Origin of the sequence: Streptomyces sp. SM11 (assembly GCF_002910905.1) — a bacterium.
GTDB lineage: Bacteria > Actinomycetota > Actinomycetes > Streptomycetales > Streptomycetaceae > Streptomyces.
Genome location: NZ_NEUE01000208.1, coordinates 12,556 through 26,453, shown reverse-complemented (window position 1 = coordinate 26,453; position 13,898 = coordinate 12,556). Strand labels below are relative to the sequence as shown.

Annotated in this window: 13 protein-coding genes; 9 read left to right on the top strand and 4 right to left on the bottom strand. The window is 72.1% G+C overall.

Features of this window, described 5'->3' with window-relative positions; all coding sequences use genetic code 11:
- Positions 1-211 precede the first annotated feature (211 nt).
- Genes B9S58_RS19740 through B9S58_RS19730 form a run of 3 tightly spaced genes read left to right on the top strand, consistent with a single transcriptional unit; the run spans position 212 to position 3,959 of the window.
- Positions 212-1,267 carry an iron ABC transporter substrate-binding protein gene (locus B9S58_RS19740; RefSeq protein ID WP_103533437.1) on the top strand — a complete coding sequence of 352 codons (1,056 nt, stop codon included), beginning with the start codon at positions 212-214 and terminating at the stop codon, positions 1,265-1,267.
- 5 nt (positions 1,268-1,272) lie between these two features.
- Complete coding sequence (locus B9S58_RS19735) at positions 1,273-2,880, top strand: iron ABC transporter permease (protein WP_103533436.1); 1,608 nt, start codon at positions 1,273-1,275, stop codon at positions 2,878-2,880.
- Positions 2,877-3,959 carry an ABC transporter ATP-binding protein gene (locus B9S58_RS19730; RefSeq protein WP_103533435.1) on the top strand — a complete coding sequence of 361 codons (1,083 nt, stop codon included), beginning with the start codon at positions 2,877-2,879 and terminating at the stop codon, positions 3,957-3,959. Before B9S58_RS19735 ends, B9S58_RS19730 begins: the two co-directional genes overlap by 4 nt.
- A gap of 443 nt (positions 3,960-4,402) precedes the next feature.
- Here B9S58_RS19730 and B9S58_RS19725 read toward each other — a convergent pair whose 3' ends face one another.
- Both B9S58_RS19725 and B9S58_RS19720 read right to left on the bottom strand, forming a co-directional pair.
- Entirely contained in the window at positions 4,403-5,575 is a 1,173-nt protein-coding gene (locus B9S58_RS19725; protein ID WP_103533434.1) for a serine hydrolase, read from the bottom strand.
- Positions 5,576-5,628: 53 nt separating this feature from the next.
- A complete protein-coding gene (locus tag B9S58_RS19720; RefSeq protein WP_103533433.1) occupies positions 5,629-6,843 on the bottom strand; it encodes a serine hydrolase in 1,215 nt (404 codons plus the stop codon).
- 141 nt (positions 6,844-6,984) lie between these two features.
- Here B9S58_RS19720 and B9S58_RS19715 point away from each other — a divergent pair, with 141 nt between their 5' ends.
- Together B9S58_RS19715 and B9S58_RS19710 are read left to right on the top strand one after the other, a co-directional pair.
- The gene (locus B9S58_RS19715; protein ID WP_103533432.1) at positions 6,985-8,226 is read left to right on the top strand and encodes a sensor histidine kinase; all 1,242 of its coding nucleotides are present in this window, start codon (positions 6,985-6,987) and stop codon (positions 8,224-8,226) included.
- Between the two features lie 23 nt (positions 8,227-8,249).
- Complete coding sequence (locus B9S58_RS19710) at positions 8,250-8,930, top strand: response regulator transcription factor (RefSeq protein WP_103533431.1); 681 nt, start codon at positions 8,250-8,252, stop codon at positions 8,928-8,930.
- Between the two features lie 389 nt (positions 8,931-9,319).
- Here B9S58_RS19710 and B9S58_RS19705 read toward each other — a convergent pair whose 3' ends face one another.
- The gene (locus tag B9S58_RS19705) at positions 9,320-9,775 is read right to left on the bottom strand and encodes a hypothetical protein (protein ID WP_103533430.1); all 456 of its coding nucleotides are present in this window, start codon (positions 9,773-9,775) and stop codon (positions 9,320-9,322) included.
- A 131-nt stretch (positions 9,776-9,906) separates the two neighbouring features.
- Here B9S58_RS19705 and B9S58_RS38060 point away from each other — a divergent pair, with 131 nt between their 5' ends.
- Positions 9,907-10,071: a hypothetical protein gene (locus B9S58_RS38060; RefSeq protein WP_181009381.1), complete on the top strand. Its 165-nt coding sequence runs from the start codon at positions 9,907-9,909 to the stop codon at positions 10,069-10,071.
- Between the two features lie 330 nt (positions 10,072-10,401).
- Here the strand turns inward: B9S58_RS38060 and B9S58_RS19695 are convergent, their stop codons facing one another.
- The gene (locus B9S58_RS19695; RefSeq protein ID WP_181009380.1) at positions 10,402-11,292 is read right to left on the bottom strand and encodes a helix-turn-helix transcriptional regulator; all 891 of its coding nucleotides are present in this window, start codon (positions 11,290-11,292) and stop codon (positions 10,402-10,404) included.
- A 227-nt stretch (positions 11,293-11,519) separates the two neighbouring features.
- Between B9S58_RS19695 and B9S58_RS19690 the strand changes: the two genes are divergently transcribed.
- The 3 genes from B9S58_RS19690 (at position 11,520) to B9S58_RS19680 (ending at position 13,842) form a co-directional block, all read left to right on the top strand.
- Entirely contained in the window at positions 11,520-12,230 is a 711-nt protein-coding gene (locus tag B9S58_RS19690; protein WP_103533428.1) for an SDR family NAD(P)-dependent oxidoreductase, read from the top strand.
- Positions 12,227-12,589, top strand: coding sequence for a nuclear transport factor 2 family protein (locus tag B9S58_RS19685; protein ID WP_103533427.1), 363 nt, complete (start codon positions 12,227-12,229; stop codon positions 12,587-12,589). Before B9S58_RS19690 ends, B9S58_RS19685 begins: the two co-directional genes overlap by 4 nt.
- 542 nt (positions 12,590-13,131) lie before the next feature.
- On the top strand, positions 13,132-13,842 hold the full coding sequence (locus B9S58_RS19680) for a Crp/Fnr family transcriptional regulator (RefSeq protein WP_103533426.1): 711 nt from the start codon (positions 13,132-13,134) through the stop codon (positions 13,840-13,842).
- Positions 13,843-13,898 lie beyond the last annotated feature (56 nt).

Below are 13,898 nucleotides of genomic sequence, written 5' to 3'. Positions count from 1 at the left end.
GCGGCCTCATTGTGGCCGGAGGCTGGGATCCGGGCTCGTCAGGCCAGGGGCCTCGACGCTGCCGCGGCGAACTCTTGGGGCACTCGCGTTTCCGGCCCGGCTCCCGCATCACAACCCGGTGTCAAGTAGCCCCGGAGGGGACATAGCCCTTGACGCTTAGGTTAGGCACACCTTATTCATAGGGGGCTCACAGGAACCAGGAAGGCATGCCATGCGAAGCCCCGCCCCTCGTCGCTTCACCACCCTCGCCGTAGGCGCCCTGCTCGCGCCGCTCGTCGCCGCCTGCGGCAGTGGCGAGGAGAAGGGCGCTGCTGCGGGCACGAATGCCGAGGAGAAGAACGGAACCCTCGTCATCTACTCCGGCCGCAACGAGGAGCTGATCGACCCACTGCTCAGGAAGCTGGAAGCCGCCACCGGCACCAAGGTCGAGGTTCGCTACGGCGACAGCGCCGAACTCGCCGCGCAGTTGTTGGAGGAGGGCGACAGGAGCAAGGCCGGCCTGTTCCTCTCCCAGGACGCCGGTGCTCTCGGCGCGCTCACCAAGGAGGGCCGCCTGGCGGCCCTGCCGAGGGAGTCCCTGGACAAGGTCGACAAGGCGTTCCGCGCCGAGGACGGCACCTGGGTCGGCGTCTCCGGCCGCGCCCGCGTCATCGCGTACGCCCCGGACAAGGTCGCCAAGGCCCCGGACAGCGTGCACGAGCTGACCGGCCCCGAGTGGAAGGGCAAGGTCGCCTACGCACCGACCAATGCCTCCTTCCAGGCGTTCGTCACCGGCATGCGCGTCCTTGAGGGCGACGACGCCACCCGCACCTGGCTCAAGGACTTCAAGGCCAACGACCCCCAGGTGTACGAGAAGAACGGCGCCGTCCTCAACGCCGTCAACGACGGCAAGGCCGAGCTCGGCCTGATCAACCACTACTACTGGTACGAGAAGGTCGCCGAGGAAGGCGTGGCCAAGGTCAAGGCCAAGCTGCACTTCCCGACCAAGGGCGACCCGGGCGCGCTCGTCAACGTCGCCGGCGTCGGCGTCCTCAAGGGCAGCGACCAGAGCACAGCCGCCCAGAAGGCCGTCGGGTTCCTGCTCTCCGCGGAGGCGCAGACCTACTTCGCCGACGAGACCAAGGAGTACCCGCTGGCCGCGGGCGTCACCAGCAAGGTCGAGAACCTTCCGCCCCTGAGCTCCATCGACGCCCCCGCCATCGACCTGAGCAAGCTGGAATCGCTCAAGGTGACACTGGAGATGATCCAGGAAGCCGGAATGGTCTGAGAAGCATGAGCACATCGGGGACGCCGGTCCACCCGAACCGGTCGGCGCCCGCCGGTACCACCCCGCGCCCTGACGACGCCGACGCGTCGTCAGGGCGCGGGCGTGCCCGGCAGCGGCCTCCTCTTCTCCTCATCGGCTCGGCGTCGTTGGCCGCGGTCGTGGCCCTGCTGCCGCTGATCTACCTGGGTGTACGGGCGCTGGAGCGCGGCCCCGGATACGCCTGGAACGTTGTCGCCCACGAGCGGACCGTCGAACTGCTCGCCCGCAGCCTGGGGCTGACCGTCGTCGTCGTCACCGCCTGTCTGGTCCTGGGCATCTCGCTGGCCTGGCTGACGGTCCGCACCGCGCTGCCCGGCGCCCGCGCGTGGTCCGTGCTGGCCACCCTGCCGCTCGCCGTGCCCAGCTACGTCGCGGCCTTCGCCTGGATCTCCGCCGATCCCGACCTCGCCGGTTTCACGGGTGCCGCGTTCGCCCTCACTCTGGTCAGCTACCCGTACGTGTACCTGCCCGTGGCCGCCGCCCTGCGCGGTATCGATCCCGCCCAGGAAGAGGCCGCCCGATCCCTCGGGCACGGCCCGACGCGTACCTTCCTCCGCGTCACGCTGCCGCAGCTGCGCCCCGCCGCGGCCGGTGGCGGACTGCTCGTCGCCCTGTACGTGCTCTCCGACTTCGGCGCGGTCTCGATCATGCGGTACGAGACGTTCACCAGGGCCATCCACACCTCGTACAAGGCCAGCTTCGACCGCACGCCCGCCGCCGCGCTCAGCGTGGTACTCGTCGTGATGACCGTGCTGCTCGTGTCCGCCGAGGCCCGCACCCGGGGCCGCGCCGGACACGCCCGCACCGGCGGGGGCGCACCCAGGCCCGCCCTCCCGGCCCAACTGGGCGGATTCACCTGGCCCGCCCTCGGCTGGTGCTCTCTCGTCGCGGCTGCCGGAGTGGCCTTCCCCGTCGGCACCCTCGTCTACTGGCTGGCCGTCGGCAATTCCGGCACCTGGGAACCCGGCATGCTCCTCGAAACGGCCGGGACCACCCTGGGCGTCGCCGCGCTGGGCGCCGCGGTCACCACCCTCCTCGCCCTGCCCGTCGGCATCCTCGCCGCCCGCCACCGGGGGCGTGCCGCGCACCTTCTGGAGCAGGCCACATACGCCGGACACGCCGTGCCCGGCATCACCGTCGCACTCGCGATGGTCTTCCTCGCCGTCCGCTACGCGTACCCGCTCTACCAGCAGCTACCGCTGCTCGTCGCCGCCTACGCGGTGCTGTTCCTGCCCGTCGCCGTGGCCGCCACCCGGGCCGCCGTCCTCCAGTCGCCCCCCGTCCTCGAGGACGTGGCCCGCTCGCTCGGACGTGGCCCGCTGAGCGTCCTGCGCGAGGTCACCGTGCCGCTCGCCGCCCCCGGAGTCGCGGCCGGTGCCGCACTCACCTTCGTCGTCTGCATGAAAGAGCTGCCCGCCACCCTGCTGCTGCGGCCCACCGGCATGGAAACCCTCGCCACCCGGCTGTGGACGGAGACCGGCACCGGTTCCTTCGCGGCCGCCGCACCGTACGCCGCCGTCCTGATCCTGATCGCCGCCGTCCCCTCGTACCTCCTCGGAAGGCACCGCACATGACCGACCTGCGGATCACCGGGCTCATCAAGTCCTACGACGACGCGACGCGGGTGCTCGACGGTCTGGACCTCACCGTGCCGGACGGCCGGCTGGCCGCTGTCCTGGGCCCCTCCGGCTGCGGCAAGACCACCATGCTGCGGATCCTCGCCGGCTTCCTGCGCGCCGACGGCGGCACGGTCGAGTTGGGCGGCCAGGTCGTCGCGGGCCCCGGCGTCCACCTGCCGCCCGAGCGCCGCCGGATCGGGATCGTGCCCCAGGAAGGCGCCCTGTTCCCGCACTTGAACGTGGCCCGCAACGTGGCCTTCGGTCTGCCGGGTGTCCCCGTGGCCGAGCGCCGCAGGCGCACCGAGGAGATGCTCGAGCTGGTGGGCCTGCCCGGGTACGGGAACCGGATGCCGCACGAGCTGTCCGGCGGCCAGCAGCAACGCATCGCCCTGGCCCGCGCACTGGCCCCCGAACCCGGGCTCGTCCTGCTCGACGAGCCCTTCAACGCCCTCGACAGCGCCCTGCGCGCGGGCGTGCGCGCCGATGTGCGCGCCGCACTGCGGGCCACGGGCGCCACGGGCGTGCTGGTCACCCACGACCAGCAGGAGGCGCTCTCCACCGCCGACCTGGTCGCGGTGGTGCGGGCGGGCCGGGTCGCCCAGTGCGCGGCCCCCGAGGAGGTCTACCGGAGCCCGGCGGACCCCTGGGTGGCCGGCTTCGTCGGCGACGCCGTCCTCCTGCCCGGTACCGTCGAGGGCGCCACGGCCCTCACCGCGCTGGGCCCGGTCCCGCTGGCGGCGCACAGCGGCGCGGTCGGCACCGGGAAGGACTCCACGGACTCCACCGTCAGCGGCGGCACCGGGACGGTCGTCCTGCGCCCGGAACAGCTCACGCTGACCGAGGCGGGCGTGGACCGCCCCCCGGGCACGGTGGTGGACGTGCACTTCTACGGCCACGACGCGATGGTCGTCGTCGCGGTTCCCGGGCTCGACACCCCGGTGTCGGTCCGGGTCTCCGGGCCGGTAGGGGTGCGCCCCGGCGAGAAGACCGGGATCGCGGTCACCGGCAGGACAGTCCTCTACAGCGCACCCTGACCTCGCCGCACCGGCTTCCCGGTCCAGCGAGGAACCCCAGCGGTGCCGGCGACCGGGCCTGGAGTGGGTGAACCCGGACCGGCCGACCCCACGACCATCAGCCAGGCCTCTGCCGAGCCTCGGTCATTGCCTCCGGCGCCCGCGTCGCTCCCGCGATCGCCCGTATCCCGTGGGCATGCTCATGGCCATACGGGCAGCGGTAACCGGGGAGTGCCCGAGCGGCGCCCACGCATCACGGCGCCGGCTGAGCGCCGAGCCACAACCGCGCGGCCGCATCCGAAGCGGCGCGGCGCACGCCGAACCCACCGGGCGGCGCCATGGGTACCGCGGCGGACGCACTGCTCGCGGTACTGGCACCGGGTGGGGTGGCGGCGGCTGTGAACGGACGTGTCCGTGGGCCCGACGTCATTTCGGACCCGCGGACACGAAACGCCCCGGCGGGTTCAGCGGCACAAGGCGGTGTCCACGGCGCGTTCGAGAGTTCTCCGCGCCGCCTCGCCGGTGAGCTGAGTGGTGACCGCGACATTGGTGGCGCGGCCGTCGTCGGTGGCGCCGCCACGGGTCTCGTACCCCGGAAAGCTGCCGCCGTGGCCCCAGGCCAGGCCGCCGCACGGCAGCGGCCTGCTGACGAGTCCCAGTCCGTAGCGGGCGCCCGGGCCGAAGGTCGCTTCGGCCGGGACGGTGGAGCGCATCTGGGCGAGCTGGGCCGGCGGGAGGAGGCGGCCGGTCAGGAGCGCGGTGAAGAAGCGGTCGAGGTCGGAGTTGGTGGAGATCATCTGTCCTGCCGCCCAACCCCAGGAAGGGTCGATCTCCGTGATGTCGCGCAGCGGCGTCTCCGCCGATTCCTGGTAGTAGCCGTGGGGGTGAGGCTCTCGGATGCTCGCGTCGCCGGGAGCGGGAAAGTAGGTGTGGCGCAGCCCGACGCGCTTGATGATGCGCCGGTCGATCTCCTCGGCGAGGGGGCGGCCGGTGACCTTCTGGACGATCAGGCCGGCGAGCACGTAGTTGGTGTTGCTGTACTTCCAGCTCTTCCCGGGGTCGAACTCGGCCGGGTGGCGGAGGGCTGTGGCGAGCAGTTCACGGGGGGCGTAGTACCGGACGTCGTCCCCGAGGTGTTTGCTGTACTCGGGGAGTCCGCTGGTGTGCTGGAGGAGGTGGCGGACGGTGATGCCGTTCCCGTCGATCCCCTCCCCGCGTACGAGGCCGGGCAGGTAGGTGTCGACATCGGCGTCAAGGCTTATCCTCCGCTCCGCGACGAGCTGGAGCACCACGACCGCCGTGAACGACTTGGTGTTGCTGCCGATCCTCACCTGACCGTCCCTGGGCACTTTCGAGCCGGTGGCCAGGTCGCCGACCCCTGCGGTGTAGGTCCGGTTGCGGCCGTCACGGCCCTTGACGCTCGCCAGTGCGGCGGGCGTCCCGCTGTCGCGCACCAGCGCGTTCAGGCTCTGCTGGACGGCGTCCGGCCTGGCGGCGGCAGCCGAGGCGGCGGGCGGGACCAGGGCGCCCAGCGTCATGATGCCGATCGTCGCCGCGACCGCGGCGGGCAGGCCCTGTCGCCGCATGCCGTACCGGCGGCTCGTCGGGCGGAATACTCGCCGCTTCTGTCCACGCATGGGTCAACTCCTGAGGAATCGTTGGTTCGTCGTTCGGATTGCCGGTTGCGTGTTCAGCCGCACAGGGCCTTGTCCACGGCGTCGGTCACGTGCCGCGCGGCCGCCTCGTCCGTCGGGATGCTGGTGACCGCGACGTTGGCGGCGCGGCCGTCGTCGGTGACCCCGCCACGCGTCTCGTACCCCGCGATGTCACCGCCGTGGCCCCAGTAGACGCCGCCGCACGACAGCGGCCTGCTGGTGAGTCCCAGCCCGTAGCGCATGCCGGAGGTCCCGGCGGGGACGGTCTCGCGCATCTCGGCGAGCTGGGCCGCCGGGAGGAGGCGGCCGGCCAGGAGCGCGGTGAAGAAGCGGTTGAGATCGGAGTTGGTGGAGATCAACTGGCCTGCGGCCCAGCCTGCGGAGGGGTCCATCTCCGTGAAGTCGCGCAGCGGTCCGTCCACCGGGCTGCGGTGGTAGCCACGCGGGTGCCGCTCTCGGATGGTCATGTCGCCGGGAGTGGGGAAGTACGTGTGGCGCAGCCCGACGCGCTTGATGATGCGCCGGTCGATCTCCTCGGCGAGGGGGCGGCCGGTGACCCTCTGGACGATCAGGCCGGCCAGGACGTAGTTGGTGTTGCTGTACCCCCAGGTCTTCCCCGGTTCCGCGTCGGCCTTGTGTTCGAGGGCGAGGTCGAGCAGCTCGCGGGGCTCGAAGTACCAGTTCCTGATCTTGGCGTCGTCGAGGTGGATGCCGTACTCCGGGAGTCCGCTGGTGTGCTGGAGGAGGTGGCGGACGGTGATGCCGTTCCCGTCGATCCCCTCCCCGCGTACGAGGCCGGGCAGGTAGGTGTCGACATCGGCGTCAAGGCTTATCCTCCGCTCCGCGACGAGCTGGAGCACCACGACCGCCGTGAACGACTTGGTGTTGCTGCCGATCCTCACCTGACCGTCCCTGGGCACTTTCGAGCCGGTGGCCAGGTCGCCGACCCCTGCGGTGTAGGTCCGGTTGCGGCCGTCACGGCCCTTGACGCTCGCCAGCGCGGCGGGCATCCCGACATCGCGCACCAGCGTGTTCAGGGCCTGCTGGACGGCGTTCGGCCTGGCGGCAGCAGCGGAGGCGGCGACGGCGGAGTCGGTGGAATCGGCGGAACCGAAGGCGGCGGGCGGGGCGAGGACGCCCAGGGTCATGACGCCGACGGCCACCGCGGCCGCGGCCGACACGGCCCGTCGCCGTCGGCCGCCCTGGTGCCGGATCGAGAAGCGAAGGCCCTGCCGTGTCTGAGTACGCATAAGTGAACTCCCGGAGAGTCGTCTGGTCGGGGCTCGAATCCTGGCTCGTGGGGCCCTTCGGCCACATCGCGGGAAGGCAGGAGAAATCGCTCCCCCGATCGGGGGAGGCCGCCGGCGGGCTGCCCGACGATACTGGCGACCATGATCAGGGGAATTCGGCTGTTGCTGCGCGGCTCCACGTACTCAGGTGTGCTGTTCGCCTACTGCGGCGCGTTGGCGAGCCTTCCGCTGCTGCCTTTCGCCCTGCTGCCGGCGCTGTCGTGGCGTTCCGCCCCCGAGAGCGTGCAGGTCGTCGTGGTCCTGCTGGTCTGGGCGGCGCTGGTCGGCGTGGTCGGACTGGCGCGCCCTGTACGGCGAGCGCTGGTCGTGTCCGCACGCCGGCTGCTGCGGGTGCCGCTGCCGAATCCGGTGGCCGGCCGCCGCGCCTCCGGTTCGCTCGGCCTCGACCGCTGGCGGACCCCGCTCTGGCTGGTCCTGCACGTGGCCGTCGGGTGGACGGGGGCGCTGGCGAGCGGGGTGCTGTTCATCATGGGCCTCTCCCTGCCGGCGAACTGGCTCGGCGGCGAGGTGCGGGCGAGCCTGTTCGGCACGTCGGTCCGGGTGTCGGGCGGGTGGAGCTGGGTGGTGGCCGCGGTGTGCGTCCTGCTGGCGGTCGCCGTCTGCGTACTGGTGACGAAGGCCCTGCGGTGGTCGGCGCCCCGGCTGCTGGGGCCGTCGGCGGCCGAGCGGCTCGCGCTGGCCGCGGAGCGGGAACTGCTGCTGGCCGAACGCAACCGGATCGCCCACGAGTTGCACGACTCGATCGGGCACACGCTGACGGCGGCCACCATCCAGGCCGCGGTGGCCGGAGAGGTGCTCTCCGCCGACCCGGCCGCGGCGCGGGCCGCCATGCGCAGCATCGAGGAATCGACGCGGGCCGCGCTGGAGGACCTGGACTACGCGCTCGGAGTGCTGCGCGAGGAAGAGCCGGGGACGGCGCCGACCCGGACCCTGGCCGACCTCCCCGAACTGCTGGAACGCCTGCGGCACGCGGGTGCGGTGGTGGAACCGGAGCTGTCGGGTGAACTGGCGCGGGTGCAGGGGACGCTCTCCCGAGCGGCGTACCGGATCCTCCAGGAGGGGCTGACGAACGCGTTGCGCCACGGGGCGGGTGGCCCGATCGAGGTCCGGGTGGCGGCCGGACCGGACGGGCTGGACCTCACGGTGGTCAACCGGACCGGGGCACGGACGGGCCCGGGCTCGGGAGCCTTCTCGACCTCCGGCCACGGTCTGCCCGGACTGGCCGAGCGCGTCCGACTGCTGCACGGTGAGTTCCGGTCCGGCCCGGACGGGGCGGGGCACTGGCGGCTGGCCGTCCGGCTGCCGGTACGGGCGTCGGCGTGAGTGGATCCGACGCGGACGGAGGTATGGCCCTCCCCGCAGAGGCCGGCCCCGCCGTCACCCTCCTGATCGCGGACGACGACGAGGTGACCCGCAGCGGCCTGGGCATGCTGCTCGCCGCACAGCCGGGGATCACGGTGGTCGGCGAGGCCGCCGACGGCGTCGAGGCGGTCGACCGGGCCCGGAGCCTGCGGCCGGACGTGGTCCTGATGGACGTCCGGATGCCGCGTCTCAACGGGATCGACGCCACCCGCCAACTGCTGGCCGAAGCGGCCGAGCCGCCGAGGATCGTGGTGATCACCACCTTCGAGAACGACGGCTACGTCACCGCCGCCCTCAGCGCGGGCGCCAGCGGCTTCCTCCTCAAACGATTCCCGGTCCGCCGGATCGCCGAGGCGGTACGGGTGGTGGCGGCGGGCGAAGCGGTCCTCTTCCCGGCCGCACTGAGCCGCATGGTCGCCGCCCGCCCGCTGGGCTCCGCGGAGGCCCTGCCGCAAGCTGCCCTGACCGGCCGGGAGGAGGAGGTACTGCGCCTGATGGCCACCGGGCTCTCCAATCCGGAGATCGCGGAGTCCCTCACGGTGAGCCTGGAGACGATCAAGACCCACGTCGGAAACGTGCTGACCAAGCTCGGCGCGCAGAACCGGACCCACGCGGTGGTGATCGCCTACGAGTCCGGCCTGGTGGTCCCGCGCTTCGCCGGCTGACCGGCTTCCGCTCCCCTTCACGGCCGCCCGCACGGCTCTCCGGTCTCGGTCCTGGTCTCGGCCCTGGTCTCGTTCAGCCCTGTCCGAAGCTGTCCGGACGAGGCCATCCCCATACTCCACCACAGGTCAGGGCGAGTACGGTTCTCGCCGAACCGCCAAGCGAACTTCGAAAGCGTGTTTGGGGGCACCCCTCACGAGTTCGCATCTCGTATCCTCCGCCATTGCTCTCACCGGGCAATACCTCGAAGGCCCCCGCAGCTTGCTGCGGGGGCCTTCGACGTTGGCTCAGCCCTCGTTGTCCTGCGTCTTCGTCCACAGGTCGCCCGGTGCGGGCCCGTACCGCGGAGGCTGCGGTACGGGCCCGTCCGGTAGTCCTGTGGACCGAGGTGTCAGGAGACCGTGTGGCCGGACCAGCCCGCGCCGATCTGGGTGCGGCCGGTGAGAGTTCCCTCGCCGGTGCCGTCGTAACGGAGGAGACGGCCTTCGGGATCGAGGCCGACGACGTCGTTGTCGCCGTCGCCGTCGCCGTCGCCGGTCATGTCACCGAACGGGACGAGGGTCGACGCCCTCGGCCAGTCGGTGCCGACGAGGCGCTTCGCGCCGAGCCCGCCGTCGCCCTTGCCGGGGAAGATGTACGCCGTGCCGTCGGAGGCCACGTCGAGGATGTCACCGATGCCGTCGGCGCCGTCGAAGTCGTGCCACGCCGTCGACGTGCCGATCACCTTCAGGTCGCCGCTCCGGGTGAGCGTCGCGCCCACACCGTCCGCCGGGGTCGCGGTCAGCGTCCAGGTGTACGTGCCGCGGGGCGCCTGGGCGTCCTTGCCGGCCCACTGCGTCCTGACCACGCCGCGGGCGGCCTTGCCGCTCGCGCTGTGGACCTGACGGCCGGTGGCCTTGTCCTTGACGGTGAACCGCCAGGAAGCGGCCGGCAGCGACGCACTCGCCGTCGAGGAGGACGGGGTTCGACGTCTTGCCCGTGGCCAGGTCCAGCGCCGAGACCGACGGCATGCCGCTGCCCGCGGTCCACAGCTTGCCGCCCCACAGCGTCTCCAGCACCGAGCCGGAGACGCGCAGCACCTTGCCGGTCTCGATGTCGGCGACCACCGAGCAGGTCGCGGAGTTCTCGTACGCCAGGAAGTAACGGCCGTCTCGGCTCCCTGTACATGCCCGGCATCAAACCCTTCCGGCACCTGGGGGTCCACCCGGCTCTGATGCGATCGATCGGCCGGGAGTGGCAGGAGAACGCGGAGCGTCGGACGACCCCCTGACACCCGCGCCCCGACAGCTCCGGCGAGGACTCGGCTCCAGGCCGCCGAAACGGTCATCGTCAGGACGGCACGACCCGAGGTTCCGGGTCATCGCCATGGCCGCCGCCGAGTCCGCCGACCCCTCGCTCGCCGTCTCCCGCGCCGTACGGGCCCGCGCTCCACCGGGCAGGCGACGCGGCCCCGAACGCCCGGGCCGGGGGACGTCACAGCGCGACGGGATCCTCCTCACCGTCGCGCGTGGCCTCCGTCGTGGCGATGAGGTAGCCGAGCTGTGCCCGCGAGCGCGACCCCAACTGCTGGGATATGCGGGCCACATGGGCGGCCACGGTCCGTCGCGACACCCCCAGCCGACGGGCGATCGCGTCGTCGGTGTGACCGGATACGAGCAGCCGCGTCACCGCCCGCTCCACCTCGTCCACGATCACGGGCTCCCGTGCGCGCACCACCGGCGCCGACACCGGAGTGCCACGCTGCCAGGCTTCCTCGAACACGCAGACGAGGAAGGCCACGATGCCCGGGTGGGTGATCTCCACCGCCCCCGCGTACGGCGAGCCGCCACCGTGCACCAGGTAGGCGACCGAGCGGTCGCACACCAGCAGCCGCCCGATCACCTGGTCCACGGTGCGGACATGGCCGCCCGCGTCCTCCACCCTCGCGACATGCCGCAGCAGTCGGGCGTTCGTCCGCGCCGCATGCGGATACAGCGTGCGGTGTGCCACCCCCCGCGGAACCAGCCAGGGGTCCTCCAGGTCGAAGGCGTTGCGCTCGCCCAGTGGCTGGATCGTCGCCAGCTCGCCGCGGCAGGAGCGCACCGCCTTCTCCAGCGTCGGCATGACCGCGCCTTCGCCGTCGATCCGGGCCACGCTGGAGCGGGCCTCGCGGACCGCCGCCCGGTACATCGCCTGGACCGGGGAGAAGTCCGACCGGGTCCGCCGCACCTGCTGGTGGCCTCGCCGGATGTCCTCTTCCAGCGGCTGCAGCAGCTCGTCGAGAGCCACATCCGGTGCGACCGGCACCAGCAGCCTCGGATCGTCCGGCGGAGGGGTCACCAGCCCGAGCGCCAGAAGGCACCCGGGGGCCTGGGCCGACGGCATACAGCCCTTGATCACCGCATAGCGGTACCTCGCCAAACCTTGCGCGCACACGGTCGACGGGTCCTCCCCGCACGGGCACACCGGCGGCCGAGAGCTTTGTCCATCCCTTTCACAATCCAGCATTTCATGATTATGCACCCATTATCCAAGGAAACAGTCCGGCTATCCCCATAGCCTTCCAGTGCAAATAGCCGCACTTACCTACGAATTACAGGAGAGGGCTCCTCATGGCCATCAAGGGAACCACCGTGCTCATCACCGGGGCCGGAGCCGGCATCGGCCTCGCCACGGCGCGACTGGCAGCCGGACGCGGCGCCCATGTCGTACTCACCGACCGTGACGAGGACGCCGTACGCCTGGCCGCCGAGAGCATCGGGGACCGGGCCGAGTACCGCGTACTGGACGTCACCGATCCCGCCTCCGTCGACGTGGCCGTGGGATCGCTGGAGCGCGTGGACCACGTGTTCACCAGCGCCGCGGGAATCACCGTCGGCCCGTTCGAGGAGCTCGGCGAGGACGACTTCCGGCGCTTCTTCGAGATCAAGTGGTGGGGTCAGTACCGCGTCCTGCGGGCGGCCCTGCCGCGCATCCCGCGTACGACCGGTTCGGTCACCCTCATGTCCGGTTACCTCTACCGCAAGCCCGAACTCGGCTACTCCGCCTTCGCCGGGGTCAACGGCGCGATCGAGGGCCTGGTGAAGTCCCTCACCCAGGAGCTCGCGCCACTGCGGGTCAACGCCCTGGCCCCCGGCCCGGTCGACACACACGCTGCCCGCATGCCCGCGGACGAGCACTCCGCGTACCGGGAATCGGTCTCACGCAGGCTGCCCGTCGCCCGCCCCGGGGAGGCCGACGAACTCGCGCACGCCGCCCTGTTCCTCATGGAGAACACGTTCACCACGGGCATCACGCTCGACGTCGACGGGGGCGTTCGGTGACCACCAGCGCCGCGCAGAGGCTCGCCGGCCTGCTCCAGGAGTGGCAGACCCGGTTCAACGAGCCCGACCCCGAACGGGCCGCCGCGCTGTTCACCGAGGACGCGCTCTTCCAGGGGCTGTTCCCCGATCCGGTCATCGGGCCCGAGAGCATCGCCGACTACTACCGGCAGGTCCCCCCGGGCACCCGGGCCACCGTCCGCCCCCTGCACGGCTATCGGGGAGGCTGCGACTGGATCGGCGGCCTCGCCCAGGTCGTCTTCCACCAGCACGACGGAGACTTCCCCGTACGCCTCTCCCTCGTCGCCGTCCGCGGCGACGAGGGCTGGCGCATCCGGCAGTACCACGTCTCCCGCCCCTGAGGAGACCCAGACCGGAAGGGCTCGCGGTGTCGCGGTGCGTGAGGCGCCCGCTCCGGCGGCGTTCCTGGGGAGCGTGCCGTTGTCGGTGTTCGCCGCGACGGCGGGAGCCCGGGCGCGTCGGGCCACCCCCGCACTGCCCCGTTCCATCCCCTCGGGTACGTTCCGCCGCCCCCGGGAAGGTGTTCCCGGGGGCGGCGGCATGCGCGGGCCCAAACCCGAGTTCCCGCCAAGTCGCCCGTGCAGCCGTAACCCCGGCCCCGCATCGGCGTCGGGCCCGCCGCCGCACCCCCGCCCCGCCACGACTCCCCCGGTCAGGGACATGCCCAGGTGCACGCGAGGCGTGCGGGGCACCACGGAGGGCTCCCTTCCGCCTCATGGGTACGGGAAGGGGGCTCGCGGCGGGCACCGTCGCCGACCAGGCAACGCATCGGTTACCTATGCGTAGTGCACGTGTGGCGCAATTCACGCCCCCCAAGGGGTGGTTCTGGAAACATCTACGCCACGGGATCGGGCCATACATACCGCCGCGGGGGGGAGTGGCCATGGGGCTGCTCGGCGATGAGCTGGCGTTCGGGCGGGCTCTGACCACCCCGGAGTACGAGAGCGTCATGGCCCTGGGACACCGCAAGGAGTACCCGGCCGACGCCCCGCTCCTGACCGAGGGCGACCGGACCGGCCACGTGGTGATCGTGCTCCGGGGCTGGGCGACCGTCTCCCGCACCACCGACCGCGGCGCCACCCGGCTCATACTCGGGCTGCGGGGGCCCGGCGAACTCCTGGGAGAAATGGCCGCGTTGGACAATCACCCGCGCAGCGCCACCGTAAAGGCCCTCGGCACCGTCGAGGCGACCGTCATCGGCGGCGACGCGTTCCGCCGGTTCCTCGCCACCCACCCCCGGGTCAGCGGGCTGGTGATACGGCAGCTGACCTTCCGGCTGCGCAGCGCGGACCAGGAGCGCTCCGCCCTCGCCTCGCTGACCGTCCTCCAACGCCTGGCGAGCCGGCTCACCGAACTCTCCCGGGTCGCCCCCTCGGGCCCCTACGCGCCGTCCGCGCCCGGCTCCGGACACACCGGGGCCGTCGTCCACCTCGCCCAGGACGAACTGGCCGCCACCGTCGGGGCGACCCGGGAAGCGGTCGCCAAGGCGCTGCGGCTGCTGCGCACCCAGAACATCGTGCGCACCGGTACGCGCATGGTGGAGATCCTCGACCCCCCGCTGCTCGCCCTCCTCGCGGAGGGGCACCGGGAGTAAGGCTCTGCCCCGCCGTGTGTAAACGGCTACAGACGGCCTTCGTCCCGGGCCGGAAG